The organism is Micromonospora mangrovicola (assembly GCF_047200535.1).
GTDB lineage: Bacteria > Actinomycetota > Actinomycetes > Mycobacteriales > Micromonosporaceae > Micromonospora.
This window is the reverse complement of the sequence record NZ_JBJZOG010000016.1, coordinates 35,323-59,197: the sequence shown is the minus strand read 5'-3', so window position 1 is coordinate 59,197 and position 23,875 is coordinate 35,323. Positions and strand designations below refer to the sequence as shown.

General features: G+C 73.0%; 16 protein-coding genes. 8 read left to right on the top strand and 8 right to left on the bottom strand.

The window, feature by feature from the left end; translation table 11 throughout:
• Window positions 1-9: 9 nt before the first annotated feature.
• Together ACL02O_RS09565 and ACL02O_RS09560 are read right to left on the bottom strand one after the other, a co-directional pair.
• Window positions 10-3,240, bottom strand: coding sequence for a S8 family serine peptidase (locus ACL02O_RS09565; RefSeq protein WP_412817635.1), 3,231 nt, complete (start codon window positions 3,238-3,240; stop codon window positions 10-12).
• A 280-nt stretch (window positions 3,241-3,520) separates the two neighbouring features.
• On the bottom strand, window positions 3,521-4,720 hold the full coding sequence (locus ACL02O_RS09560) for a DNA recombination protein RmuC (protein WP_412817634.1): 1,200 nt from the start codon (window positions 4,718-4,720) through the stop codon (window positions 3,521-3,523).
• A 54-nt stretch (window positions 4,721-4,774) separates the two neighbouring features.
• On the opposite strand from ACL02O_RS09560, the gene ACL02O_RS09555 reads away from it, so the two are divergent.
• Window positions 4,775-5,623 (top strand): hypothetical protein, encoded by an 849-nt coding sequence (locus tag ACL02O_RS09555; protein ID WP_412817633.1) that lies wholly within the window; start codon window positions 4,775-4,777, stop codon window positions 5,621-5,623.
• Window positions 5,624-5,896: 273 nt separating this feature from the next.
• Here ACL02O_RS09555 and ppc read toward each other — a convergent pair whose 3' ends face one another.
• Complete coding sequence (gene ppc, locus ACL02O_RS09550) at window positions 5,897-8,683, bottom strand: phosphoenolpyruvate carboxylase (protein ID WP_412817632.1); 2,787 nt, start codon at window positions 8,681-8,683, stop codon at window positions 5,897-5,899.
• Between the two features lie 124 nt (window positions 8,684-8,807).
• A complete protein-coding gene (locus ACL02O_RS09545; protein ID WP_412817631.1) occupies window positions 8,808-9,860 on the bottom strand; it encodes a hypothetical protein in 1,053 nt (350 codons plus the stop codon).
• A gap of 84 nt (window positions 9,861-9,944) precedes the next feature.
• On the opposite strand from ACL02O_RS09545, the gene ACL02O_RS09540 reads away from it, so the two are divergent.
• On the top strand, window positions 9,945-10,985 hold the full coding sequence (locus tag ACL02O_RS09540; RefSeq protein ID WP_412817630.1) for a S66 family peptidase: 1,041 nt from the start codon (window positions 9,945-9,947) through the stop codon (window positions 10,983-10,985).
• Here the strand turns inward: ACL02O_RS09540 and ACL02O_RS09535 are convergent.
• Window positions 10,969-11,475: a cyclase family protein gene (locus ACL02O_RS09535; RefSeq protein WP_412817629.1), complete on the bottom strand. Its 507-nt coding sequence runs from the start codon at window positions 11,473-11,475 to the stop codon at window positions 10,969-10,971. The two genes, ACL02O_RS09540 and ACL02O_RS09535, sit on opposite strands and share 17 nt — an antisense overlap.
• Before the next feature lie 271 nt (window positions 11,476-11,746).
• A complete protein-coding gene (locus tag ACL02O_RS09530) occupies window positions 11,747-12,661 on the bottom strand; it encodes a helix-turn-helix domain-containing protein (protein ID WP_412817628.1) in 915 nt (304 codons plus the stop codon).
• 135 nt (window positions 12,662-12,796) lie between these two features.
• Here ACL02O_RS09530 and mfd point away from each other — a divergent pair, with 135 nt between their 5' ends.
• From mfd to ACL02O_RS09505, 5 genes are all read left to right on the top strand, one after another.
• Window positions 12,797-16,441 carry a transcription-repair coupling factor gene (gene mfd, locus ACL02O_RS09525; protein ID WP_412817627.1) on the top strand — a complete coding sequence of 1,215 codons (3,645 nt, stop codon included), beginning with the start codon at window positions 12,797-12,799 and terminating at the stop codon, window positions 16,439-16,441.
• A 56-nt stretch (window positions 16,442-16,497) separates the two neighbouring features.
• Complete coding sequence (locus ACL02O_RS09520) at window positions 16,498-17,271, top strand: SurA N-terminal domain-containing protein (protein ID WP_412817626.1); 774 nt, start codon at window positions 16,498-16,500, stop codon at window positions 17,269-17,271.
• A gap of 5 nt (window positions 17,272-17,276) precedes the next feature.
• Window positions 17,277-18,290, top strand: a complete 1,014-nt coding sequence (locus ACL02O_RS09515) for a nucleoside triphosphate pyrophosphohydrolase (RefSeq protein WP_412817625.1) — start codon at window positions 17,277-17,279, stop codon at window positions 18,288-18,290.
• Window positions 18,291-18,380: 90 nt separating this feature from the next.
• On the top strand, window positions 18,381-19,145 hold the full coding sequence (locus ACL02O_RS09510; protein ID WP_412817624.1) for a GNAT family N-acetyltransferase: 765 nt from the start codon (window positions 18,381-18,383) through the stop codon (window positions 19,143-19,145).
• Window positions 19,146-19,186: 41 nt separating this feature from the next.
• Window positions 19,187-20,806: a DUF885 domain-containing protein gene (locus ACL02O_RS09505; protein ID WP_412817623.1), complete on the top strand. Its 1,620-nt coding sequence runs from the start codon at window positions 19,187-19,189 to the stop codon at window positions 20,804-20,806.
• 15 nt (window positions 20,807-20,821) lie between these two features.
• On the opposite strand, the gene ACL02O_RS09500 is transcribed toward ACL02O_RS09505, so the two are convergent.
• Window positions 20,822-21,691: an NAD(+) diphosphatase gene (locus ACL02O_RS09500; RefSeq protein WP_412817622.1), complete on the bottom strand. Its 870-nt coding sequence runs from the start codon at window positions 21,689-21,691 to the stop codon at window positions 20,822-20,824.
• Complete coding sequence (locus ACL02O_RS09495; RefSeq protein WP_412817621.1) at window positions 21,688-22,380, bottom strand: hypothetical protein; 693 nt, start codon at window positions 22,378-22,380, stop codon at window positions 21,688-21,690. Before ACL02O_RS09495 ends, ACL02O_RS09500 begins: the two co-directional genes overlap by 4 nt.
• Window positions 22,381-22,591: 211 nt before the next feature.
• On the opposite strand from ACL02O_RS09495, the gene eno reads away from it, so the two are divergent.
• On the top strand, window positions 22,592-23,875 hold the full coding sequence (gene eno, locus ACL02O_RS09490; RefSeq protein WP_412817620.1) for a phosphopyruvate hydratase: 1,284 nt from the start codon (window positions 22,592-22,594) through the stop codon (window positions 23,873-23,875).

The following is a 23,875-nucleotide window of genomic DNA, read 5'->3' as shown; positions in this document are numbered from 1 at the left end:
CCGCAGGCGTCAGCCGACGCTCTTGACGATCACGTCACCGCTGCCGATGAGAATGTTGGTGTCGGTACGCACCTGGACGGCGCCGTAGAGCACCCGGCCGCTCTCCGGCGCCGCCTTCGCGATCACCGTGCCGGGGACCTCCCACGTCGCACCCGTCGGGCGCGGCGCGTTGGCGTCGGTCACCGACACCGAGCCGAAGGCCGGGTTGGTGAAGACGTCGATGTAGTTGAAGGTCGTCGAGCCGGCGGGCACCGCGTACCCGTCGACCCGGACCTTCCAGGCACCCGGCTTCGGGTTGGCCACGGTGACCGACTCCTCCGAGTCGCCGTCGGCGCTCTGGCCGGCCGTCACGCAGGTCCCGGACGTGCAGTCCAGCACGTACAGGTCCAGGTCGGCGCCCGGGTCGGAGGTGCCGCCGATGGTCGCCCGCAGCTGGGTCGAGCCCGGCGCCACGGTCAGGTCGTACTCCTGGGTCTCGTGCGCGGCGATGGTGTACGTGCCCTGGCGGGCGCTACCCAGTGAGCCGCCGCCGACCGCCCGGCCGGTGAACGAGCCGAGCGTGCTGGTCAGCGTGTACGACCGGGCCATCGGGGTGTTCAGCGGGGCCGCCTCGATCACGTCCGGGTTCGGGGTGACCGTAGCGCCGAGCACCGAGGCGGTCAGGGTGAACGGCGTCCACTCCGCGTCCGAGGTGCGCCGACCGTCCACGGTGACCTCCCAGACCCCGGCCAGCGGGTTGGCGGTGGTGCGGCTGTTCGGCGAACCGGTGGAGCAGCTGCCCGCGCTCGGCGAGTAGCAGGAGGACGACGCGTTGCTGTCGATCGCCACGCCGTACGGGTGGTAGCGCAGGAAACGCGCCTGACCCGTGCCCGCCGTGCCGTCCGGTCCGGTGAAGTCCACCTTCAACGCCGGGGTGTTCGCCGGCACCGCGAAGAAGTAGTGCATGGACTGGTTGCGCCCCACCTTGTCGCTGATCCGGACCTGGTAGTTGGCGCCCGCCACGAAGCTGTACGGCGCGATCACCGTGTTGAGCGTCTGGTAGTCGATTCCGATGGTGGCCGGGTCGTCCAGCCGTAGCACCGCCGAGTGGGCACCCGGGCCGGCCGGGTTGATCCGCACGGTCACCGTCACCGGCTTGTTCAGCGGCAGCGTCACCGACGCGTCGGTCGCGAAGGTGCCGTCGTTGCCCACCCACGACAGGTTGTAGGTGATCGCCTTCGACCCTCCGCTGGTGCGGGTGAAGGTGTACGTCCGGGTGTACTCGCGACCGACGGTCACGCCCTCGCGGTCGTAGATGCCGACCCCGACGCCCGGCGTCGCGAGGAAGCCGGAGAGCAGGGTGTTGACCGGCACGGAGGAGGTGATGTCGACGGTCTTGACGTTCTTGCGCAGCAGCTCGTACGCGGCCGGAACGTCGATCAGACCCGCGCCCTGCTCGTACGCGCCGGTGTTGTCGATGAACCGGGCCGAGGACATGATCGCCTGCCGGAGCTGGGCCGGCTTGCGCTGGAAGCCCTGCGCCTTGGCCGCGCCGACCAGCAGCGCGCCCGCGCCCGCGGCCTGCGGCGAGGCCATCGAGGTGCCGTTGAACATCGCGTAGCCCGGCGGCAGGTCGTACGTGCCGGGGACCGGGCCGCCCGCCTGCCAGGTGGGCACGCTGGAGATGGCCGAGCCCGGCGCGACCACGCTCGGCTTGAAGCCGCCGTCCTCACGCGGGCCGCGCGAGCTGTAGTAGTGCAGGCTCTCGGCGTACGGGGAGCTGGAACCGTAGTTGGCCCGCCAGGAGGCGTCGGTGATGTACGAGCCGATGGCCAGCACCCGCTCGGCGACCGCCGGGTCACCGACGGTGTTGAGGCCCGGGCCGCTGTTGCCGGCCGAGATGAACATCTGCACGTTGTACTGGTCGATGAGTCGGTTGTAGAGCAGCGCCCTGGTGTTGTTGCCGTCGTTGAGCGACGGCAGCCCACCGATCGACATGTTGATCACGTCGACGTTCGCCTGCTTGGCGGCGTAGATCATGCCCTCGATCAGCGCGCTGGAGGTGCAGCCGCCGACGAAGAGGCAGACCCGGACGGAGACGATCTTCGCGCCGGGGGCGACGCCGGTCATCGCGCCGCCGAACAGCTTGTTGCCGGCGGTGATGCCGGCGACGTGCGAGCCGTGGGCGCCGGAGACGATGCCGATGTTGACGAACTTGTTCTTGCCGTCGACCTGCACCACGAAGGGCATCGACTCGTTGATCGCGGTCGCCGGGTTGTCCGTACCGAAGGCGCCGACATCGTTGCGGGCCTTGTAGTCGGTCATCGCGGTCTGGTCGGCGAAGGAGCCGTCCTGGTCGGTGTCCACCCAGACGTTGCTGCCGCCGTCCCAGAGCACGCCGAACAGGCCGCTGCTACCGGCCGGGTTGCCGTCCCGGTTGACGTCGTTGCCGACCTCGCCACCGAGGTTCGGGTCGCGCTCGTCGAAGACGCCGAAGCGGTAGGAGGATGCCGCCGGGGCGGTCCACGTCCGGCCGTCCACGGTGAACGTCGGGCCGGAGACGTTCCGGCTCATGCTGACCCAGGTGGGGTCTCCGTCGCTGGTCGGGTGGGTGAAGGTCACCCAGTCGACGACCTTGCGCTCGCCGGTGGTGGTCTGCTGAAGCGCCGGGTGCGACAGGTCGACGCCGGTGTCCAGGATGCCGATGGTCACGCCGCGGCCGTCCAGCGTGGGGTGGTCGGCCATGAACCGGGTCGCGCCCAGGTCCCGGATCGGCAGGTACGGGTTGTCCTGCGGTGTCCCGGCGCCCGGGGCGGGCTGCGGGGTCACCGCCTGGGTGCCCTCCGGCGTCGGGTCCGGCACCGGCACCGCCGCGTCGATCTCGGCGGTCTGCACGCCGGCCAGGGCGTTGACCCGCTCGGCGCGGTCGGTGGGCACGTCCGCGCGCAGGTAGCCCAGGTCGTCGTCCCGGTAGAGGATGGTGGCGCCGAGGGCGGTGAGGCCGGCGGCGGCCGTGGCGGACTGGCCGGGCACGGCGCCCACCAGCAGCGTGACGCTCTTCTGGCCCTTCTCCCGGGCGTCGGCCAGCCGCTCCTGGTCGGTGGGGGTCCAGCCGACGCTGCTGCTCTTCAGCACGTCGGTGGGCTTCGGCTCGGCGTTTGCGGGGTTGCCGGCGAACGCCAGGGTCAGCGCGCCGGCGGTGACCGCCGACGCCACGAGCGCGACCGGTTTCCGGGCGCGCTCGATGCGGGGTCTGCTCACGTCTCTTCCTTCCGAGGGAGCAAGTGCCCTGAGGGCAGGGCGGGGGAGATGACGGCCACGCATGTCACGTCACATTGACCATCGTCGCCAAATCAGCGACAGAAGTGTGGCCCACGTTACGTGGGATGGCTGCCAGGAAACCGTGCCGCGAATCCTTGCCCCGTGACAACTGATAACGGTCAGCACTGCCCGTCGAACGTCCAATCCCGACCGGCCGGGTGGCCGAGGTCCGGATCCCGGGGACGGCGGAAGCTGGCTCTCAGCAGCCCGGATACCGCCGCTACGACCCGGTCACACCGGCGGTCGGGTCGGACGGTCGGTCGTCCCTGGCTGCCGGTGTGGCGGATCCGAGCAGCTCCGGGGCCTGCGGCTGCCGCGGCGCCACCTCGACCTGTGCCGGGGCGACCAGGTCCTGGTCGGAGACGCCCAGCTCGGCCAGCTTGCGCGCGCTCACCAGCACCCGCGCCTCCAGCGAACCGACCGCCCGGTTGTACGCCGTCACCGCCCCGCCCAGCGACGCGCCCAGCTTGCCGACGTGGTCGCCCAGGGTGGACAGCCGGCCGTACAGCTCACGGGCGAGCGAGTGCACGGTGGCGGCGTTGCGGGCCAGCGCCTCCTGCCGCCACGAGTAGGCCACCGTGCGCAGCAGCGCCACCAGGGTGGCCGGGGTCGCCAGCACCACGTCGCGGGCGAAGGCGTGCTCCAGCAGCGTCGGGTCGCGCTGCAACGCCACGTCGAGGAACGGGTCCGCCGGCACGAAGAGCACCACGAACTCCGGGGTCTGGTCGAACGCCGCCCAGTAGGACTTGGCGGCGAGCGAGTCCACATGGGCGCGCAGGTGCCGCGCGTGCGCGTCGAGCTGGGTGTCCCGCCCCCGCTCGTCGCGGGCCTCCATGGCGGTCAGGTAGGCGTCGAAGGGCGCCTTGGCGTCGACCACCACCGTCCGGCCGCCGTGCAGCCGGACCACCAGGTCGGGGCGTACCCCCTGGTGGTCGGTGGCGGCGGTGACCTGCTCGTTGAAGTCGCAGTGTTCCAGCATCCCGGCGGCCTCGACGATCCGGCGAAGCTGGTGCTCGCCCCACCGGCCGCGCACCTGCGGGGCGCGCAGCGCCGCGACCAGTTGCTTGGTCTCGGTGCGCAGTTCCCCGGAGACCGTGCTCATCGTCCGGACCTGCTCGCGCAGTTCGGCGTACGCGTCGACCCGGTCCCGCTCCAGTTCGGCCACCCGTTGCTCGTACCGCCGGAGGGTGTCGTGCAGCGGGGCGACCGCCCGGGCGACCGCCTCCTGGGACTGGGCGGTCGCCTCGTAACTGAGCGCCCGCATGGACTGCTCCAGCCGCCCCTCGCCCTCCCGGGTGGCGGCCAGGGTGGCCGCCAGCCGGGCGACCTCGGCGGCCGACCGGGACCGGGCGGCCAACCAGCCGATCGCGCCGCCCGCGGCGAGGCAGAGCACCACCACGGCCAGCGTCGAGAAGCTCATGGCAGAGAGCTTGCCAAACGGGTACGACGTGCGCCCGCTGGGTACGTTCGAGTCATGGAACTCGCCCTGTGGCTGGTCCTGATCCTGATGCTCGGAGGTGCGTTCGTGTTCTGGCGGTGGGGGAGCAGGTCCCGGCGGGCCACCGAGCTGGCCGACGCCCGCGCCGAGGCGCAGCGGTGGTACGAGCGGCTCGGTGGCCAGTTGATGAACCTGCACGGTGACGCCCCGGCGGTTCGCCAGGCCCTCGCGGACGCGGGCGAGCGGTACAACGCGGCCGGCTCCCAGCTGGAGCAGGCCCGTACCCCGCACCAGTTCGCGCTGGCCAGGGAGACCGCACTGGAAGGGCTGGCGTACATCCGGGCCGCGCGGACCGCGATGGGCATCGACCCGGGACCCGAGCTGCCACCGCTGGCCGCCGCCCGGGGCGCCGGGGCGCTGACCAAGGAGCGCGAGGTCAACGTGCAGGGGCAGACCTACCGGGCCGGGCCGCAGCCGGGCAACCGGACGCCCTACTACTACCCGGGCGGCACCTGGCAGGGGCGGCGGGTGCCCGCGGGCTGGTACTCCACGCCCTGGTGGAAGACGGCGCTCGGCGCCGGCGCCGGGGTGCTCGGCGGCATGCTGATCGCCGACGCGCTCTTCTCGCCGGCCTTCGCCGATCCCGGCTACGGCTACGAGGCCGGCTACCAGGAGGGCTTCCAGGACGGGTTCGGTGACGGCCAGGACTACGGCGACCAGGGCAACGACTTCGGCGGCGACCAGTTCGCCGGCGACCAGGGCGACTACGGCGGCGGCGACTTCGGCGGCGGCGACTTCGGCGGCGGCGACTTCGGCGGGGACTTCGGTGCCGATTTCGGCGGCGGGGACTTCGGTGGCGGGGACTTCGGTGGCGGCGACTGGTGAGCCGTCGCCGGGGGTGGCCCGCGGGTCGGTGCCGGTGGTCCCGACCGGCGGTCCGGTCGTTTTCCTGAACCCGTGAGGTGACCCGGCTGACCCGGCCGGCATGTTCCCCGAAAGCGATATGCCTCAGCGGCGTGTTTATGCCGCTGAGGCATATCGCTCGCGAGCAGTGCCCGGATCCCTGAACGCGGCGACGCCCACGCGAGCGGGAGCCCCCGGCCGGTGCCGCCCCGGGCGGACGGGCCCTTGCCCCGGAAAGCGGGCGGGGGGTCGGGTTCAGCCGGTGTTGCGCATGCCGGCGGCGATGCCGTTGACCGTGGTCAGCAGCGCCCGCTCCAGCGCCGTACCGTCGTTGGGCGCACGCCGGCCCCCCGGCGCGGTCGCCACCGCGCGGCCGGCGGCGCCGGAGTCCCGGTACTGGCGCAGCAGCGCCACCTGAAGGTGGTGCAGCGGCTCCAGGTAGGTGTCCCGCACCGCCAGGGTGCGCTGGAGCACCGGCGAGTTCTCCAGCAGCGCCGGCGACGAGGTGACCGCCAGCACCTCCTGCTTGGTCAGCTCGTACTCCTGCTCGATCTTCTCGAAGATCGGGTGCAGCTTCTTCGGGACCAGCGTCTCCACGTACCGGCGGGCGATGGTGAGATCGGTCTTCGTCAGCATCATCTCGACGTTCGACAGGAACGTGCGGAAGAAGTGCCAGTTCCGGTGCATCTCGGCCAGCACGTCCTCCAGCCCGGCCGCCCGCGCGGCGGCCAGCCCCGACCCGACGCCGAACCAGCCGGGCACGATCTGTCGGGTCTGCGTCCAGCCGAACACCCACGGGATGGCGCGCAGGCCGGCCAGGCCGGCGCCGGTGTTCGGCCGCTTCGCGGGCCGGGAGCCGATGTTCAGCGCGCCGAGCAGCTCGGTCGGGGTGGACGCCCAGAAGTACGCCGGCAGGTCCGGTTCCTCCACCAGCGACCGGTACGACCGGAACGCCGCCTCCGAGACCACGTCCATCGTGGCGTCCCAGCGTTCCAGCATCTCGGCCGGCTGCCGGGGCGCGGTGTGCAGCAGGGTGGCCTGGAGCGCCGCGGCGACGGTGAGTTCCAGGTTCTCCCGGGCCAGCGCGGGCAGGGTGTACTTGTCGGAGATGACCTCGCCCTGCTCGGTCACCTTGATCGCGCCGTCCAGCGTGCCGTACGGCTGGGCCAGGATGGCGTCGTGGGTGGGGCCGCCGCCCCGGCCGACGGTGCCGCCGCGGCCGTGGAAGAGCCGCAGGTGCACGCCGTGCCGGGCGGCCACGTCCCGCAGCGCGCGCTGGGCCCGGTGGATCGACCACTGGCTGGTGGTGATGCCGGCCTCCTTGTTCGAGTCGGAGTAACCCAGCATCACCTCCTGCACGTCGCCCCGGGCCGCGACCAGCGCCCGGTACGCCGGCAGCGACAGCAGCTCGTCCAGCAGCTCACCGCCCGCGTTCAGCTCGGCCGGGGTCTCCAGCAGCGGCACGATGCCGATCCGGGCCCGGCCGCTGTGCACGTCGATCAGGCCGGCCTCGCGGGCCAGCACCACCGCGGCGAGCACGTCGTCCACGCCGAGAGTCATCGAGATGATGTACGACTCGATCACCTCGGTTCCGAACCGGTCCTGCGCCTCCCGGATCGCCCCGAACACGTCGAAGGTCTTCTGCGCCGATTCGGTGAGCGGGGTGTCCAGGGTGGAGAGCGGCCGGCGGCCGGTCAGCTCGTCGGCGAGCAGCTTGGTGCGCTCCAGCCGGGTCAGCGACGGGTAGTCGGACACCTCGCCGACCGCCGCGTAGAGCTGGGTGAGCACCTCGTGGTGCTTCTCGGCATGCTCGCGGACGTCCATGGTCGCCAGGTGCAGCCCGAACGCGGATACCGTACGGATCGTCGAGGCGAGCCGGCCCACGGCGGTGAGCTGCCCGGAGTTGCGGGCCAGCGAGGCGCGCAGCAGCTCCAGGTCGGCGATCAGCTCCGCGGAGCCCCGGTAGTCCCGCCCCGGTTCGTGCGCAGTGCCGTTGCGCAGCCGGTCCCGGGTGTTGGCCAGCTTCGCCTTCACGCAGCGCGCCTTGAGCCGGTACGGCTCCTCGGCGTTGACCCGGCGGAACCGGGGCGCCACCTCGGGCAGCACGTCCAGATCCTTGGCCAGGCTGGCGGAGAGGTCCAGCGAGACGGCGCGCAGCCGACGGGAGACCGAGACCTCGTTGATCAGGGCGTCCATCGCCTTCTCGGTGGCCTCGATGCCGTGCTCGTGCTGGATCCGCAGCACCTCACGGGTGACCATGGGCGTGACGAAGGGGTTGCCGTCCCGGTCGCCGCCGATCCAGGTGCCGAAGGTCAGCGGGCGGGCCGTCGGCGAGGTCTCCACGCCCAGTGTGCGCAGCGTGTCGGCGAGGTCGTCGAGAACCTGCGGGGCGGCCTCGGCGTACAGGTCGCGCAGGTAGTAGATGGCGTTGCGCGCCTCGTCGGTCGGGTCGGGCCGGTCCAGCCGCAGCTCGTCGGTCTGCCACATCAGGTCCAGCAGTTCGGCCAGGCGCCGGTTGGCCGGCGCCTCGTCGCTGGCCCCGTAGAGGATGGCGTTGGCCGTCTCGGCGTCCAGTTCGTCGGCGACCGCGCGCAGCTTGGACAGGATGGAGCGGCGGGCCGCCTCGGTGGGGTGGGCGGTGAAGACCGGGCGGATCGCCAGCCGGCGGGCCACGGCCGCGATCTCCTCGGCCGGCACCCCCCGTTCGGCGATCATCTTGGCCGCCTGGTCCAGCCAGCCGCCGTGCGTGGCCCGGCGTCGGCGCAGGTCGCGGGCCCGGTGCACCTGCTCGGTGATGTTGGCCAGGTGGAAGTAGGTGGAGAAGGCCCGGGCCAGCTTGGTGCCGGTGGTGACGTCGAGGCCGGCGAGGCGCTGGGCGGCGGCCGGGGCGTCGGAGCGGACCTGGGCGCGGATCTCCTCGACCAGGTCGAGCAGGGGGCGGCCCTCCTGACGGGCGAGGGTCTGCCCCAGCAGGGTGCCCAGGCGGCGGATGTCGGCCCGCAGCGCGGCGTCCGGGCCGTCGTGGTCGTGCTGGTCGGTCACGGGTGCGCTCCTTACGCGAGTACGAAGGACAGCGCTGTCCGACTCCCTGGATGGTATCCGCGTCGGGCCCGGTGGCAGGAGGGGGACCGAGTGATGATCTGCACTCTGGGACGGGCCGGGCCGCTCAGCCATCGGCGGTCGCCCCACCGACGGGGGCGGAGTGGGCCCGGGCGCGGGCGGCCCGGCGATGCGCCCGGAAGATCGTCGCGGTGATCAGCCCGAGGATCCCGGCGAGGACCCACACGGCGAGCCCGGTCAGCGCCCAGCCCGTCGACCGGCGGTCGAAGTAGGCCGCCGACTTGATCAGGTCGGTGGTCAGTCCCGGCACGTTCCACCGGTGCATTCCGCGCAGCCAGCCGGGCAGGAACTCCGGGGCGTAGATGCCGCCGGAGCCGGGGTTGCCGAGCACCACCAGCAGCAGGATCACGAGACCGGTGCCGAGCAGGCCGAGCCAGGCCTGGACGGCGGCGGCCGCCATCGCGGCGGCGAAGACCGCCAGCGCGCCGACCGCGGCGACCGCCGGCAGGTCGTGGTGCCAGATGTCGAGCACCGGCCCGACGACGGTCGCCCCGGCGATGCCCAGGAGCACCGCGTACCCGGCGAGCGCGGCGACCCGGATCCCGGCCCGGCGCAGGTTCGTCGGAGCGGTGCCGGTCTTCAGCCCGAGCGCGGTGGAGGCCAGGTAGCCGCCCAGCACGTACCCCACGGCCAGGTAGAACGGCACGAGCCCACGCGGGTCGGTCGGTTCCACGGGGACCTCGTCGCTGACCTGGATGGGCAGGTTGGCCTGCCGGGCGGCCTGGGTGAACACCTGGATGACCACGTCGGCGGCGGCAGGGGCGGAGGCGCTGGCGGTGGTGAGGCGCAACCCGTTGTCCGGTCCGGAGCTGAGCACCCCGTACACCTCGCGGGCGGTGAGCCCGTCGGCGGCGGCGGCGGGATCGTCGTACTCGACGGGCTTGATCTTGTTGGTGCGGCCCCGTACGGCGGCCATCGCCGCCTGCGCGCGCTGATCCCCGAGGACCACCCCGACGGGTACGTCGCGCGGGGTGGGCTGGTGCAGCGCCCCCACGTATGCGGCGATGAACGCGGTGGCCAGGGCGAGCGTGCCGACGAGCAGTGCCGCCGTGCGCGGCAGCCAGCCGCGTACCGGAAGGTCCCGCTCCGCCTCGCCCACCGGCTCAGCCTATTGCCCGCATACGCCCGACTCAGGGGCTTTTCCCGGGCGAAATTCGCTGACCCGAACGGATAGCGTCGAATCATGACGCTGCCGAGCTATCCCGCCAAGCCGAAGCCGGGCGACCGGGTCGCGGTCGTCTCGCCCTCCGCCGGCCTGCCGGGCCTCTTCCCGCACGTGCACGAGCTGGGCCTGCGGCGGCTGCGGGAGGAGTTCGGGCTGGAGCCGGTCGAGTACCCGACCACCCGGCGGATGGGGGCCGACCCGCGGGACCGGGCGCGGGACCTGACCGCGGCCTTCGCCGACCCGACGATCACCGCGGTGCTCGCCACGGTCGGCGGCGACGACCTGATCACGGTCACGCCGTACCTGGACGACGCGGTGCTGCGGGCCAATCCGAAGCCCTACTACGGGTACTCGGACAACACCAACATCCTCAACCACCTCTACCGCCTGGGGATGGTGGCCTACCACGGCGGCTCGGTGCTGGTCCATCTCGGCCGGTCCGGCAAGCCGAACCCGGTCACCTTCGACTCCCTGCGCGCCGCCCTGTTCACCTCCGGCTGGTACGAGCTGACCCCGGCGACCGAGTGGGGCGACGAGCCCCGTGACTGGCGGGACCCGGCGACGCTGGTCGAGGAGCCGGTGATGTTCCCCGGCGAAGGCTGGCGCTGGCAGGGGCCCGCGCGGGTGGTCCAGGGGCCGACCTGGGGCGGCTGCCTGGAGATCATCCACTGGCTGATGGCGACCGACCGGGTTCCGTCGGTCGAGCAGTTGGCCGGCTCGGTGCTGTTCTTCGAAACCTCCAACGAGCTGCCGACGGCGCAGGAGGTCTTCCGGATCGTGCGGAACATGGGCGAGCGCGGGCTGCTCGCCGCCTTCCCGGCGATCGTGGTCGGCCGCCCCAAGGCGTGGGACTTCGACAAGCCGCACACCCTGGCGGAACGGCGGGCGTGGGGCGAGGCGCAGCGGGAGGCGATCACGCGGGCGCTGGCGCCGTACCACCCCGACGCGGTGGTGGTCCTCGACGTGGACCTGGGTCACACCGACCCGCAGCTGATCATCCCGTACGGCGGGGAGATCCGGGTCGACGCGGTCGAGCGCCGGATCAGCGTGCGTTATTGATGAGCAACTCGTGGGCGCCGACCAGGGTCGCCCCCGCCGCCACCAGCCAGTCCGCGCCCTCCCCGGTGAGGTGAGGCGCGTCCGGGGCGGCGTACCGGGCGGTGCCGAAGTGGGCGTCCCAGCCCGTGTGCAGCAGGACCGCGCGCCCGGCCACCTCGTACGGCTCCAGCATCGCCCGGTCCACGGCACGGGTGCCGGCGGGCACCCGGACCAGCAGCCCGGGCAGGTCGGCGAGACGGTCCAGCGGCACGCCGGTGAGGTCGACCCCGTCGGCCCACCGGTGCGACGGGGCGTCCAGGTAGGTGCCGGTGTTGGCGATCATGTCGATCCGGCCGACGTGGAACTCGACCCCCGGCGCGTACCTCGCCCGGGAGTCCTCCCGCGTGAGGTAGTCGGTGATCCGCGGGGGCTGCCAGTCGGGGAGGGTGACCATCCCGTCGGTGATCACATGGCTCAGCTCGACGAACCGCGTACGGCGCTGCCCCGTCATGGCTTCACCGCACCACGCCGGCCGACGGCTGGTCAAGATCCGTCCCCGGGAGGTGCCGCACCGGGGGAGTACGGCACCTCGTGGGCGGTCCGCGCCGCGGCCGCCGGCCGACCCCGGCGACGGGATGTCGGGCCTCCCCGAACAGGCCCGCGTACCCGCTGCTCGGGTCGCCGCCCCCCGGCGACCCGAGCCGGTCCGACGGGTTCCATCCTCGGGGCTGGCCGGGGTCCGCTCTTGAAGAATCTTGCGCGGTTGGGGTGACCTGCGTCGCTCAGCGGCCGGCGGAGTCGGCGTCCCGGGCGGAGAACAGCCGGCGCAGCCGGGCCGGTGGGTGCCCGACCTGCTCCCGAACCACCCGGGTCAGATGCGCCTGGTCGGCGAAGCCGTACGCGGCGGCGACCTCGCCCAGCGGCGGCCCGTCACCGTCGGCCAGCACGTCCAGCACCGACCGCACCCGCAGCCGGTTCCGGTACGCGGTGAGGCTCTGCCCGGTCACCCGCTGGAACACCCGGCTGAGGTGGTGCGGCGAGCAGCCGACCTGCTCGGCCACCTCGGTCAGCCCCAGCCGGAAGTCGGAGCCGGCCAGCACCTCGCGGGCCCGGTCGGCCAGCCGCCGGTGCGCGGCCAGCGTGGCCGGCCGCCGGCCGACGGCCCGTTCGATCTCCGCACCCGGCTCGCCCGCGCCCAGCGGCGTCCGGCTCAGCAACCGGCCCAGGAACCGGTGCAGCCGCTCGGCCACCTCGAACTGGTCGATACCGCGCCGGCAGTACGCGGCCAGTAACCGGTGTTCAAGGTCCAGCTGCCCGTCCGCGCTGCCCCACCAGCCGCGCCGGTACAGCCACTGCTCGGTGTCCGGACGGTCGGCCAGCACCTCGGCGTCGAGCTCCAGGCAGGTGTAGACGTCCCCGTCGCCGTGCGGGTGGCTGGTGGACATCTCGTCGTCCGGCCGGGTGAGCCACATCGCGGTGGCGTCGACCAGGCGGAGCCGGTCGTTGAGCCGCATCTGCGCGGTGCCGGCGCGGCCGAGGAACAGCCGGTGGTTCGTCTCCAGCGACGGTCCGTGCCAGCCGGGATCCTCGACAACGCATTGGACCTGGTAGAACAGCATTCCAGGGGGAGCACCCAGCACCCGCCAGCGGGCGGTGCTGGTCTGCCGCCTCGGGTCGCTGCCGACCTGCTCCGGCATTGGTCCTCCCCCTGCGCCGCGTACGCGGCGCCACCCGGATTGTCCCCGGCGCGGGATAGTCTCGAAAGGTGCAACCCCCGTCCAGTCGGACGCGGGGTCGTCGCCGTGCGTCGATCTCACTGGAAGTGATCACTGATGCTCACCGGACTCTTCTCCGCCGCCCTGGCCGACCCCGGGCTGGCCCGGGCGCGTGACCTGGCGCGTTCCGGTGCCGCGCAGGTCGACGGCCTCGACCTCACCGCCCCCGCCGCGCTGCGCCCGTTCGCCGTCGCGGCGGTGGCCGCCGACGAGCCGGCCGGGGGCGCCGGGCGACCCGTCCTGGCCGTGACCGCCACCACCCGCGAGGCCGACGACCTCGCCTCCGCGCTGGGCAGCCTGCTGCCGCCGGAGCAGGTGGCCGTCTTCCCGTCCTGGGAGACGCTGCCGCACGAGCGGCTCTCGCCCCGCTCCGACACGGTCGGGCGGCGGCTGGCCGTGCTCCGCCGGCTGGCCCACCCGGAGTCGGCTGACGCGCACGGGCGGACCGGGCCGCTGCGGGTGGTCGTCGCCCCCGTCCGGTCGCTGCTCCAACCTCAGCTCAAGGGCCTCGGCGACCTGGAGCCGGTGCAGCTCGCCGCTGGCGACGAGGCGGACCTGGAGGAGGTCGCGCGGCGGCTCACCGACATGGCGTACGCCCGGGTCGACCTGGTCACCAAGCGGGGCGAGTACGCGGTGCGCGGCGGCATTCTCGACGTCTTCCCGCCCACCGACGAGCACCCGTCCCGGGTCGAGTTCTGGGGCGACGAGGTGGAGGAGATCCGCACCTTCGCCGTCGCCGACCAGCGCACCATCGAGGGGGTCCCGCAGCTCTGGGCGCCGCCCTGCCGGGAGCTGCTGCTCACCCCGTCGGTGCGGCAGCGGGCAGCGGCGCTCGCCGAGGAGCACCCGGAGCTGGCCGAGATTCTCGACAAGCTCGCCGAGGGCATCCCGGTCGAGGGCATGGAGTCGCTGGCCCCGGCGCTGATCGGCGCCGACTCGATGGAGCTGCTGGTGAACTGCATGCCGGCCGGCACCCACGTACTGCTCTGCGACCCGGAGCGGATCCGTACCCGGGCACACGACCTGGTCCGTACCTCGGAGGAGTTCCTCCAGGCCAGCTGGGCGGCGGCCGCCGTCGGCGGTCAGGCCCCGGTCGACCTCGGCGCCGCCGCCTTCCGCACCCTGGCCGACGTGCGCACGGCGGCCCGCCGCCTGGGCCAGCCCTGGTGGACCCTGGCCCCGTTCGGCCTGGTCGAGGCGGAGGTGGCCGCGGCCCGCGACCCCTGGGAGGACGAGCCGGTCGAGGTCGACGTGACCCCGGACGACGCGATCGCGGTGACCCTGGCCGCCCAGCCCGCCCCGCTCTACCACGGTGAGACCGCCCGGGTGGTCGACGACCTCAAGCGCTGGGCCGGCGAGGGCTGGTCGATCGCGCTGGTCTTCGAGGGGCACGGCCCCGCCCAGCGGGCCGTCGAGGTGCTCCGCGACGCGGGTCTCGGGGCCCGGCTCACCGAGGAGGTACCGGCCGCCCCCGCCCCGGGCGAGCTGCTGGTCGCCTGCGGTTGCCTGACCGCCGGCTTCGTCGACGAGGCGTCCCGGTTCGTGCTGCTCACCGGCAACGACGTCACCGGCGGCCGGGGCACCTCCACCCGGGACATGCGGAAGATGCCGAGCCGGCGGCGCAACACCATCGACCCGCTGGAGCTGCGGGCCGGCGACCACGTCGTGCACGAGCAGCACGGCATCGGCCGGTACGTCGAGCTGGTGCAGCGCACCGTCAACGGCGCCTCCCGGGAGTACCTGGTCATCGAGTACGCGCCGAGCAAGCGCGGCCAGCCCGGCGACCGGCTCTTCGTCCCCACCGACCAGCTCGACCAGCTCTCCCGCTACGTCGGCGGCGAGCAGCCCACACTGCACAAGATGGGCGGCTCGGACTGGCAGAAGTCCAAGGCCCGGGCCCGCAAGGCGGTCCGGGAGATCGCCGCGCAGCTCATCCAGCTCTACGCCGCGCGCAAGGCGTCCAAGGGACACAACTTCGGCCCGGACACCCCCTGGCAGCGGGAGCTGGAGGACGCCTTCCCCTGGCAGGAGACCCCCGACCAGCTGGCCGCCATCGAGGAGGTCAAGCGGGACATGGAACAGACCGTGCCGATGGACCGGCTGATCTGCGGCGACGTCGGCTACGGCAAGACCGAGATCGCGGTCCGGGCCGCGTTCAAGGCGGTGCAGGACGGCAAGCAGGTGGCCGTGCTGGTGCCCACCACCCTGCTGGTGCAGCAGCACTACAACACCTTCGCCGAGCGGATGAGCCAGTTCCCGGTGGCGATCCGGCAGCTCTCCCGGTTCCAGACGCCGAAGGAGACCGAGCAGACCCTGGCGATGGTCGCCGACGGCACCGTGGACGTCGTCATCGGCACCCACCGGCTGCTCCAGGCGTCGACCCGGTTCAAGCAGCTCGGGCTGGTCGTCATCGACGAGGAGCAGCGCTTCGGCGTCGAGCACAAGGAGCACCTGAAGACGCTTCGCGCCTCGGTCGACGTGCTGGCCATGTCGGCCACCCCGATCCCGCGCACCCTGGAGATGGCGATCACCGGCATCCGGGAGATGTCCACCATCGCCACCCCGCCGGAGGAGCGGCACCCGGTGCTCACCTTCGTCGGGGCGTTCGACGACCGGCAGGTGGCCGCCTCCATCCACCGCGAGCTGCTCCGCGACGGGCAGGTCTTCTACCTGCACAACCGGGTCGAGTCGATCGAGAAGGCGGCCCGGCGGATCCGCGAGCTGGTGCCCGAGGCCCGGGTCGCGGTGGCGCACGGCCAGATGGGCGAGGAGGCGCTCGAGAAGGTGATGGTCGGCTTCTGGGAGAAGGAGTTCGACGTCCTGGTCTGCACCACGATCGTGGAGTCCGGCATCGACATCCCGAACGCCAACACCCTGATCGTGGAGCGGGCCGACCTGCTCGGCCTGGCCCAGCTGCACCAGATCCGCGGCCGGGTCGGCCGGGGCCGGGAGCGGGCGTACGCGTACTTCCTCTATCCGCCGGACAAGCCGCTCACCGAGAACGCGCACGAGCGGCTGGCCACCATCGCCCAGCACACCGAGCTGGGTGCCGGCATGTACGTGGCGATGAAGGACCTGGAGATCCGGGGCGCCGGCAACCTGCTCGGCGGCGAGCAGTCCGGCCACATCGAGGGTGTCGGCTTCGACCTGTACGTGCGGATGGTCGGCGAGGCGGTCTCCGCGTTCAAGGGCGAGCACCCGGAGGAGGAGACCGAGGTCAAGGTCGACCTGCCGGTCGACGCGCACCTGCCGCACGACTACGTCGGCGTGGAGCGGCTGCGCCTGGAGATGTACCGCAAGCTGGCCGAGGCCCGCGACGAGGAGCGGCTGCGCGAGGTGGTCGCCGAGATGACCGACCGCTACGGCGAGCCGCCCGCCCCGGTGCAGAACCTGGTCGCGGTGGCCCGGTTCCGGCTGCTCGCCCGCCGGTACGGCCTCAGCGACGTGTCGATGCAGGGCAAGCACATCCGGTTCGGCCCGCTGCCGCTGCCCGACTCGAAGCAGCTGCGGCTCAAGCGCTACCACCCGGACTCGGTCTACAAGCAGGCGCTCGACCAGGTCAGCGTGCCCCGGCCGAGCACCCGGCGGGTCGGCGGTGAGCCGCTGCGCGACCAGGCGCTGCTGGAGTGGTGCGCCCAGCTCCTCTCCGACGTGCTGGGCCAGCCCACTGAGGTCCAGCCGGCCGGGGTGGGGGCCCGGTGAGGGCGGCGGGGTGGGCGGCGTCACAGCCACCCGGCGGCCGTGAGAGAGTGACCGCCATGCGTGCTCGCCGTATCTTCGCCGCCGCCAGCGTCGCGGCCCTCGCTGTGCTCTCGCTCGCCGCCTGCGGCCGGTCCGCGCCGGACGTCGCCGCGTACGTCGGGGACACCCGGTACTCGGTCGACCGGGTGGACGCGATCTTCGATGACGCGCAGGCGCGGTACGCCGACGCGATCCGCAGTCAGCGGGCGCAGACCGGCGCCACGCCGGCGCCGGAGGAGCTGCGTTCCTCGGTGACCCGGCAGGACGTGCTGAACCTGCTGATCGCCGTCGACCTGGGCAAGCGGGTGGCGGACGAGAAGGGGATCCAGGTCTCCGACGAGGTCTCCCCGGAGCAGCTCCAGTCGCAGCTGCAGATGCCAGCGACGGCCGAGTACGCCAAGCTCTGGGGCGAGTGGGTGGACATCTCCGCCGCGCTGCAGCAGGAGCTGCCCCCGGCCGACCTGAGCGACGACGCCGTGATGGCCGTCTACCAGGCCATCGCGAAGACCGGCGCGATCCGGTCCGGGCTGTCGGTCGCCCAGGTCCGGGAGGCGTTCGGCGAGGGCGGGTTCGTGCGCAACGCCACCGCGCTCAGCCTGGCGCTGCGGGAGGAGGCGGAGAAGGTCGACGCGTCGGTCAACCCGAAGTACGGCCCGATCGGTGTGCCGTCGGTCGTCAGCACCGGTCAGTCGCTGGTCTTCTACGCGCTGCCCTACATCAACCACGACGGTCCGGTCACCGATATCTCGACGCCTGAGGCACCGGGGACCGCCGGCCAGGTCGCGCCCTGAGCCGCATGACCGCACGGATCGTCCTGCTGGTCACCTCGCCCCGGCTGCCGGCCGGTCTGCTGACCGCGGCCGCCTGGGACGTGGTACGCGCCGCGCCGGTGCTGGCCGGCGCGGAGAGCGAGCTGACCCGGGTGGTCCGCACGGCGGGCGCCGAGGTGACCGTGCTGGCCGACGGCGCGACGCAGGCGTTGCTCGACGCGGCGGCGGCGCGGGGCACGGCGGTCTGGCTGGCCGGACCGGCCGGCGACGAGGCGCTCGCCCGGGAGCTGGGGTTGCGGCTGGCCCGCGAGCCGGGCCTGGCCGAGCTGGAGCTGATGTACGGCTCCTGGGACCCGCCGGGCGCCCGGCTGCTGGACGCGGTCGAGGTGATGGACCGGCTCGCCTCGCCCGGTGGTGACCCGTGGAAGCGGGCGCAGACCCACCGCAGCCTCGCCGGCTTCCTGCTCGAGGAGTGTTACGAGGCGTACGACGCGATCAGCGCCGACGACACCGACGCGCTCCGCGAGGAGCTGGGTGACGTGCTGCTCCAGGTGCTGCTGCACGCCCGGCTCGCCGAGGAGCTGCCGGAGGGCAAGCGCTGGACCGTCGACGACGTGGCCGGCGGTCTGGTCGACAAGATGGTCCGCCGCAACCCGCACGTCTTCTCCGGTGAGCGGGCCGGTTCGCTGGAGGAGATCGAGGCGAACTGGGAGCGGATCAAGCGGGCGGAGAAGACCCGCGAGTCGGTGCTCGACGGCATCGCGCTGAGCCAGCCGGCGCTGTCCCTGGCGGCGAAGATCCTGGACCGGGCCGGCCGGATCGGCCTCGCCGTGCCGCCGCCGCTCGCCGCCTCCCAGGTGGACCCGGAGGCCAGGCTCGGTGCCGGCCTCCTCGCCACGGTCGCCGCCGCCCGGGAGGCTGGCATCGACCCCGAGGCCGCCCTCCGCCGGGCGACCCTGGCCTACGCCGAGGCCGTCCGCACCGCCGAACGCGCCGCGGCCTCGCCGGCCGGCGAAGCTGGCGCGGCGGACTCCGGCTGAGCGGTCGACGAGGGCCGCGCGGGTCAGCGAGACGACTGCGGCGGGTCGCGTCTCGGACCATGCTCCGAGTACCGCGACAAGGAGGCTGACATGCTGCGGTACGACGACGCACCCGCGTTGGCCGACGAGGCGACGCGGGCCCTGTGCACCTCGATGGTGCAGCTCTGTGCGGCCCAGGGGGAGCGAGGCCGCAGCCGGCAACTCGACGGCGCGGCGATCTTCGTCTCCGGGGGTCGGATCCCGACACTCAACACGCTGGTGGTGAGCGCCCCGAACGTCGTGGCGGTGGCTGAGCTGTTGGACGAGCTCGCCGCAACCGGTCTGCCGCACTCGGTGCTGGTCCGGCCGGCTGCCCTCGCCCCTGTCGAGGACCTGCTGGTCGCGCGCGGTCGATCCGTGCGGGAACAGCTGCCGTTGATGGTGCGGATCGGGGCGGCGCCTCCGGTGGCGGCAACCGACGGACTGACGGTGGAGCGGCTGGCGCCGGGACGGGCCGGCGACCACGTTGCCGTCATGGCGGCCGGTTTCGAGATGCCTGCCGACGTCGTCGCCGAGGTCATGCCCGAGGAGGTGTTGGCGATACCGGATCTCGGGTGCTATCTGGGCAGCGCCGGGGGTGAGGCGGTGACCACGGGCATCGGCATGCTGGCTTGCGGCTGGGTCGGTGTGTTTAACATCGCCACCCCGGCGGCGCACCGTCGGCGCGGCCACGCCACGGCGATCACCGCGCGCATCGTCGCCGACGGGCTGGCTGCCGGTGCCGAGGCTGCCTATCTGCAGTCGTCCAGCATGGGGCAGGCCGTGTACGAGCGGCTCGGCTTCCGCACCGTTGAACGCTGGTCGATCTGGCTCTGACAGGGCTTTGCCTTTCGGCGCTCCCGGTTAGGGTCGTCGGCATGGAACCCTTCTCCCCTCTCGCAGAGCGGATCGTGGAGGCGTTGCTGGAGAGCCGGCCGGGGCTGGCCACGTCCGCCGGGGACCACCGGTACGACGACCGCCTGCCCGACCTCTCCGCCGACGCTCTCGACGCCGACCGGTCGATGCTCAAGGACGCGGCCGACGCGCTCTCCGAGATCGACCCCGATTCGCTCGAAGTCGACGAGCGGGTCGACCACGCGCTGCTGAGCAGCCTGGTCGACCGGGGCCTGTTCGAGGCGACCGAGATCCGGGCACACGAGTGGGACCCGCTGCGGCACAACCCCGGCCCGCTGCTGCACGCCCTGCTGGCCCGCCCGTTCGCCCCCGCCGAGGTGCGGCTGGAGAGCCTCGCCGGACGGCTCTCCGCCGTACCGGACGCCCTGGCCACCGCCCGCGCCACTTTGCGCGACATGCCCCGGATCCACGCCGAGACGGCGGTCGGCCAGTTCACCGGCACGGCCGCGCTGATCCGGGACGAGATGCCGGCGCTGCTGGCCCAGGCGCCCGGGCTGTACGGCCGGGTCGAGCCGGCGGCCACCGCGGCGATCGCCGCGCTGGAGGAGTTCGTGGCGTGGCTGCGGATCGGGCTGTCCGCCGAGGCCGGCCCGGGGCGCGACCCCCGGCTGGGCCGGCGGCGCTGGGAGGCGCGGCTGTGGCACACCCTCGACACCGAGCTGGGCGCCGCCGAGGTGCAGCGCCGGGCCTGGGAGAACCTGGAGCGGGTCACCGCCGAGATCCGCGAGGCGGCCGTCGAGCTGGTCGGCGGCCCGGTCGACGACGAGACGGTATGCCGGGCGCTGGACCTGCTCGCCGCCGAGCACCCGGACGACGCGACCATCGTGGACCTCGCCTCGGTCACCCTCGACGAGGCGACCGACTTCGTCCGGGCGCACGACCTGATCAGCCTGGTCGACGACCCGTGCGTGATCCAGGAGATGCCGGAGTTCGCCCGGGGCGTGGCGGTCGCCTACTGCGACTCGCCCGGCCCGCTGGAGACCGCGGCCGTGCCGACCTTCTACTGCATCGCGCCCACCCCGGCGGACTGGCCGGCGCACCGGGTCGAGTCGTTCTACCGCGAGTACAACGACCACATGATCCGGAACCTGACCGTGCACGAGGCGATGCCCGGCCACTTCCTCCAGCTCGCCCACGCCCGCCGGTACGCCGGCCCGACCCGGGTCCGGCCGCTCACCGAGTCGGGCGTGTTCATCGAGGGCTGGGCCGTCTACACCGAGGAGCTGATGGTCCGGCACGGGTTCGGCGGGTTGCCGGTCCGGCTCCAGCAGCTCAAGATGCAGCTCCGGATGACCATCAACGCGCTGCTCGACCAGCTCGTGCACTGCGAGGACCTGCCCGAGGCGGAGGCGATGGCGCTGATGACCGGGCGCGGCTTCCAGGAGGAGGGCGAGGCGGCCGGCAAGTGGCGGCGGGCGCTGCTCACCTCCACCCAGCTCTCCACCTACTTCGTGGGGTACAGCGAGATGGCCGACATCGCCCGCGCCCGCCCCGACGGGGTGTCGGTGCGCGACTGGCACGACGCGATGCTGGCGCACGACTGCCCGCCGCCGCGGCACCTGCGGACCCTGTTGGGGATCTGACCGCCGCCCGCGGATTCAGCGCGGCGCGCGGGCGGCGGCCGCGTCGATCAGCCAGCGCGAGAGGGAGTACGCCGGGGGCAGCTCCGCGGGCAGCGCGTCCACCGGGAACCAGCGGGCCTCGGTCAGCTCCTTCGGGTCGACCACCGGCTCGGCGTCCGGGTCGGTGACGGTGGCGGTGAAACCGGCCAGCAGGGTCCCCGGGCCGGACATCGCCCAGGGCTGGCTGTCGACGTACCCGGGCCGCCCGATGGCCAGCCCCACCTCCTCGCCCACCTCCCGGTGGGCGGCCGCCTCCAGCGACTCGCCGGCCTCGACGAACCCGGCCACCAGCGCCCACAGCTCGGTCGGCCCGTACGCGTGCCGGACCAGCAGCAGCTCGTCGGGGCCGCCGGACCGGCCGCGGCGGGTGATCGCCACCAGCACCGCGACGGAGAGTGGCACGAACACGGTCAGCCCGCAGCCGGGGCAGCGTCGCGCGGTCTCGCCCGGCACGTCCGCCAGCTCCGTCCGGCAGGCCCCGCACCACCGGTGGGTACGCCGCCAGGTGACCACGGCGAGCGCCCGTCCGGCCAGGTCGGCCAGCGGCCCGGGCAGTTCGGTGGCGAGGCTGCGCCAGCCGCGCCAGCGGCCGGTCACGGACTCGGGGTCGGCCACCTCGGCCGCCCAGGCCGGGGTCCCGTCCAGCGTGCCGAGCGGCACCCAGTCGAGCCCGGCCGGCAGCCCACCGATCCGAGGCAGGCCGCCGTCTGGGCCGGTCAGCAGCTTGCGCCCGGCCACCGGCAGGGCCAGGTCGTCGGGGGCGGGCGGGCGGCTCCGGTCTGCGCCCGGCAGGAACCCGCCCCGGCCCGACGGGGTGTCGCCCGACCCGGCGGGGCCGGTCGTCACGAGGTGGCCGGGCGGCGGTCTATCACGCCCGCGCCGGGCGGCACGTCGAACGCCGTCGCCTCGACCGTGTCGGTGTACCGGCTCAGCGTGAGCTCCGCCGGCTTGCCGTCCAGCGTGCCGGTGAAGCTGCCCAGCACGCCCTCGGTGGTGACGCAGGCGTTGAAACGGTCCCCGGAGCGGGTGACGTCGACGCAGGTGGCGTGGTGCCCGGCCAGGGTGGTGTCGCTCTGGTCGATCACCGCCGCGGGGTCCAGGGCGGCGGCGGTGAGCAGTCGGATCACCGCCGGCGGGGTGACCAGCCCCTGCTTGCGGGCCTCGGTGTAGACGATCACGGACGGCTTGCCGGCGGTCAGCACCGGCGGTGACACCGTGCACGTGGTGCGCCCGGCGGCGTTCGCGCACCGGGTCACCGCCTGCTGGGTGACCGTGATCTTGCCGTCGGGCCAGGTGTACGACGACTGCAGCGGCTTCGTGGTCTGCGCGATGGAGACGCTGCGCCCGCCGGCGAGCTGGTAGTCGGCGGACCAGGTCTGCTCCAGCGACCGGTCGATCCGGGCGGCGAGGTCGTTGACCAGGTCGGCCCGCCCGAGCGCGGACCCGGCGTCGTCGATGGCCTGACAGCCGGTGACCGAGAGCGACGCGATGACCGAGGCGGTGAGCACGCGGAGAGTCGTCGAGGCGGCTGGCATGCTGCCCAGCCTTGTCGATTCACGCAACCTCTTGCAAACCCGTTGCCGGTTGAGGCCCGAGAATCCGGGAATGTCCGTGTCACCGGGCGGGCCCGGTGCGCCCCGAACGAGGTGCGCTCCAGCGCCGACCGATACGCTGCGTTCAACACCTGCCTCAGCCGCACCGTCGCGGCCCATACCGGACCGGAACACACAAACGAGGAGCGACTCAGTGGCAACCATCGAGGGAATCGTCGCCCGGGAGATCCTGGACTCGCGGGGCAACCCGACGGTCGAGGTCGAGGTCGGGCTCGACGACGGCACGATCGCCCGCGCCGCGGTGCCGTCCGGCGCCTCCACCGGCGCCTTCGAGGCGATCGAGCTGCGCGACGGTGACAAGGACCGCTACCTGGGCAAGGGCGTCGAGAAGGCGGTCGCCAACATCGAGGACAAGATCGTCGACCAGCTGATCGGGTACGAGGCCAGCGAGCAGCGGCTGATCGACCAGAAGATGATCGACATCGACGGCACGGACAACAAGGCGGAGCTCGGCGCCAACGCCATCCTCGGGGTCTCGCTGGCCGTGGCGAAGGCCGCCGCGGGCAGCGCCGAGCTGAGCCTCTTCCGCTACCTCGGTGGCCCGAACGCGCACCTGCTGCCGGTCCCGATGATGAACATCCTCAACGGTGGCGCGCACGCCGACTCGAACGTCGACATCCAGGAGTTCATGATCGCGCCGATCGGCGCGCCCACCTTCCGGGACGCGCTGCGCTCCGGCGCCGAGGTCTACCACGCGCTGAAGTCGGTGCTGAAGAAGAAGGACCTGTCGACCGGTCTCGGCGACGAGGGCGGCTTCGCGCCGAACCTGCCCACCAACGCCGCCGCCCTGGACCTGATCGCCGAGGCGGTGGAGAAGGCCGGGTACCGGCTCGGCACCGACATCGTCTTCGCCCTCGACGTCGCGGCCACCGAGTTCTTCGACAACGGCAGCTACACCTTCGAGGGCAGCGCGAAAACCGCCGAGGAGATGAGCAACTACTACACCAAGCTCGTCGGCGACTACCCCATCGTCTCCATCGAGGACCCCCTGTCCGAGGACGACTGGAGCGGCTGGGCCACCCTGACCGCGGCGCTCGGCGACCGGATCCAGATCGTCGGTGACGACCTGTTCGTCACCAACCCGCAGCGCATCGCCCGGGGCATCACCGAGAAGGCCGCCAACGCGGTGCTGGTTAAGGTCAACCAGATCGGCTCGCTCACCGAGACCCTGGACGCCGTGGACCTGGCCCACCGGGCCGGTTTCAAGTGCATGATGAGCCACCGCTCCGGCGAGACCGAGGACACCACCATCGCCGACCTGGCGGTCGCCACCGGCTGCGGCCAGATCAAGACCGGCGCCCCGGCCCGGTCCGACCGGGTCGCCAAGTACAACCAGCTCCTGCGGATCGAGGAGGAGCTGGCCGACGCGGCGCGGTACGCCGGCGCGGGCGCTTTCCCGCGCTACCGTTCGGCCTGA

Coding starts and splice junctions, on each gene's coding strand:
- ACL02O_RS09495 (WP_412817621.1), bottom strand. CDS start 22,380: ATGCCAGCCGCCTCGACGACTCTCCGCGTGCTCACCGCCTCGGTCATC.
- ACL02O_RS09530 (WP_412817628.1), bottom strand. CDS start 12,661: ATGCCGGAGCAGGTCGGCAGCGACCCGAGGCGGCAGACCAGCACCGCC.
- ACL02O_RS09560 (WP_412817634.1), bottom strand. CDS start 4,720: ATGAGCTTCTCGACGCTGGCCGTGGTGGTGCTCTGCCTCGCCGCGGGC.
- ACL02O_RS09540 (WP_412817630.1), top strand. CDS start 9,945: ATGACGCTGCCGAGCTATCCCGCCAAGCCGAAGCCGGGCGACCGGGTC.
- ACL02O_RS09515 (WP_412817625.1), top strand. CDS start 17,277: ATGACCGCACGGATCGTCCTGCTGGTCACCTCGCCCCGGCTGCCGGCC.
- ACL02O_RS09555 (WP_412817633.1), top strand. CDS start 4,775: ATGGAACTCGCCCTGTGGCTGGTCCTGATCCTGATGCTCGGAGGTGCG.
- ACL02O_RS09510 (WP_412817624.1), top strand. CDS start 18,381: ATGCTGCGGTACGACGACGCACCCGCGTTGGCCGACGAGGCGACGCGG.
- ACL02O_RS09535 (WP_412817629.1), bottom strand. CDS start 11,475: ATGACGGGGCAGCGCCGTACGCGGTTCGTCGAGCTGAGCCATGTGATC.
- ACL02O_RS09505 (WP_412817623.1), top strand. CDS start 19,187: ATGGAACCCTTCTCCCCTCTCGCAGAGCGGATCGTGGAGGCGTTGCTG.
- ACL02O_RS09520 (WP_412817626.1), top strand. CDS start 16,498: ATGCGTGCTCGCCGTATCTTCGCCGCCGCCAGCGTCGCGGCCCTCGCT.
- mfd (WP_412817627.1), top strand. CDS start 12,797: ATGCTCACCGGACTCTTCTCCGCCGCCCTGGCCGACCCCGGGCTGGCC.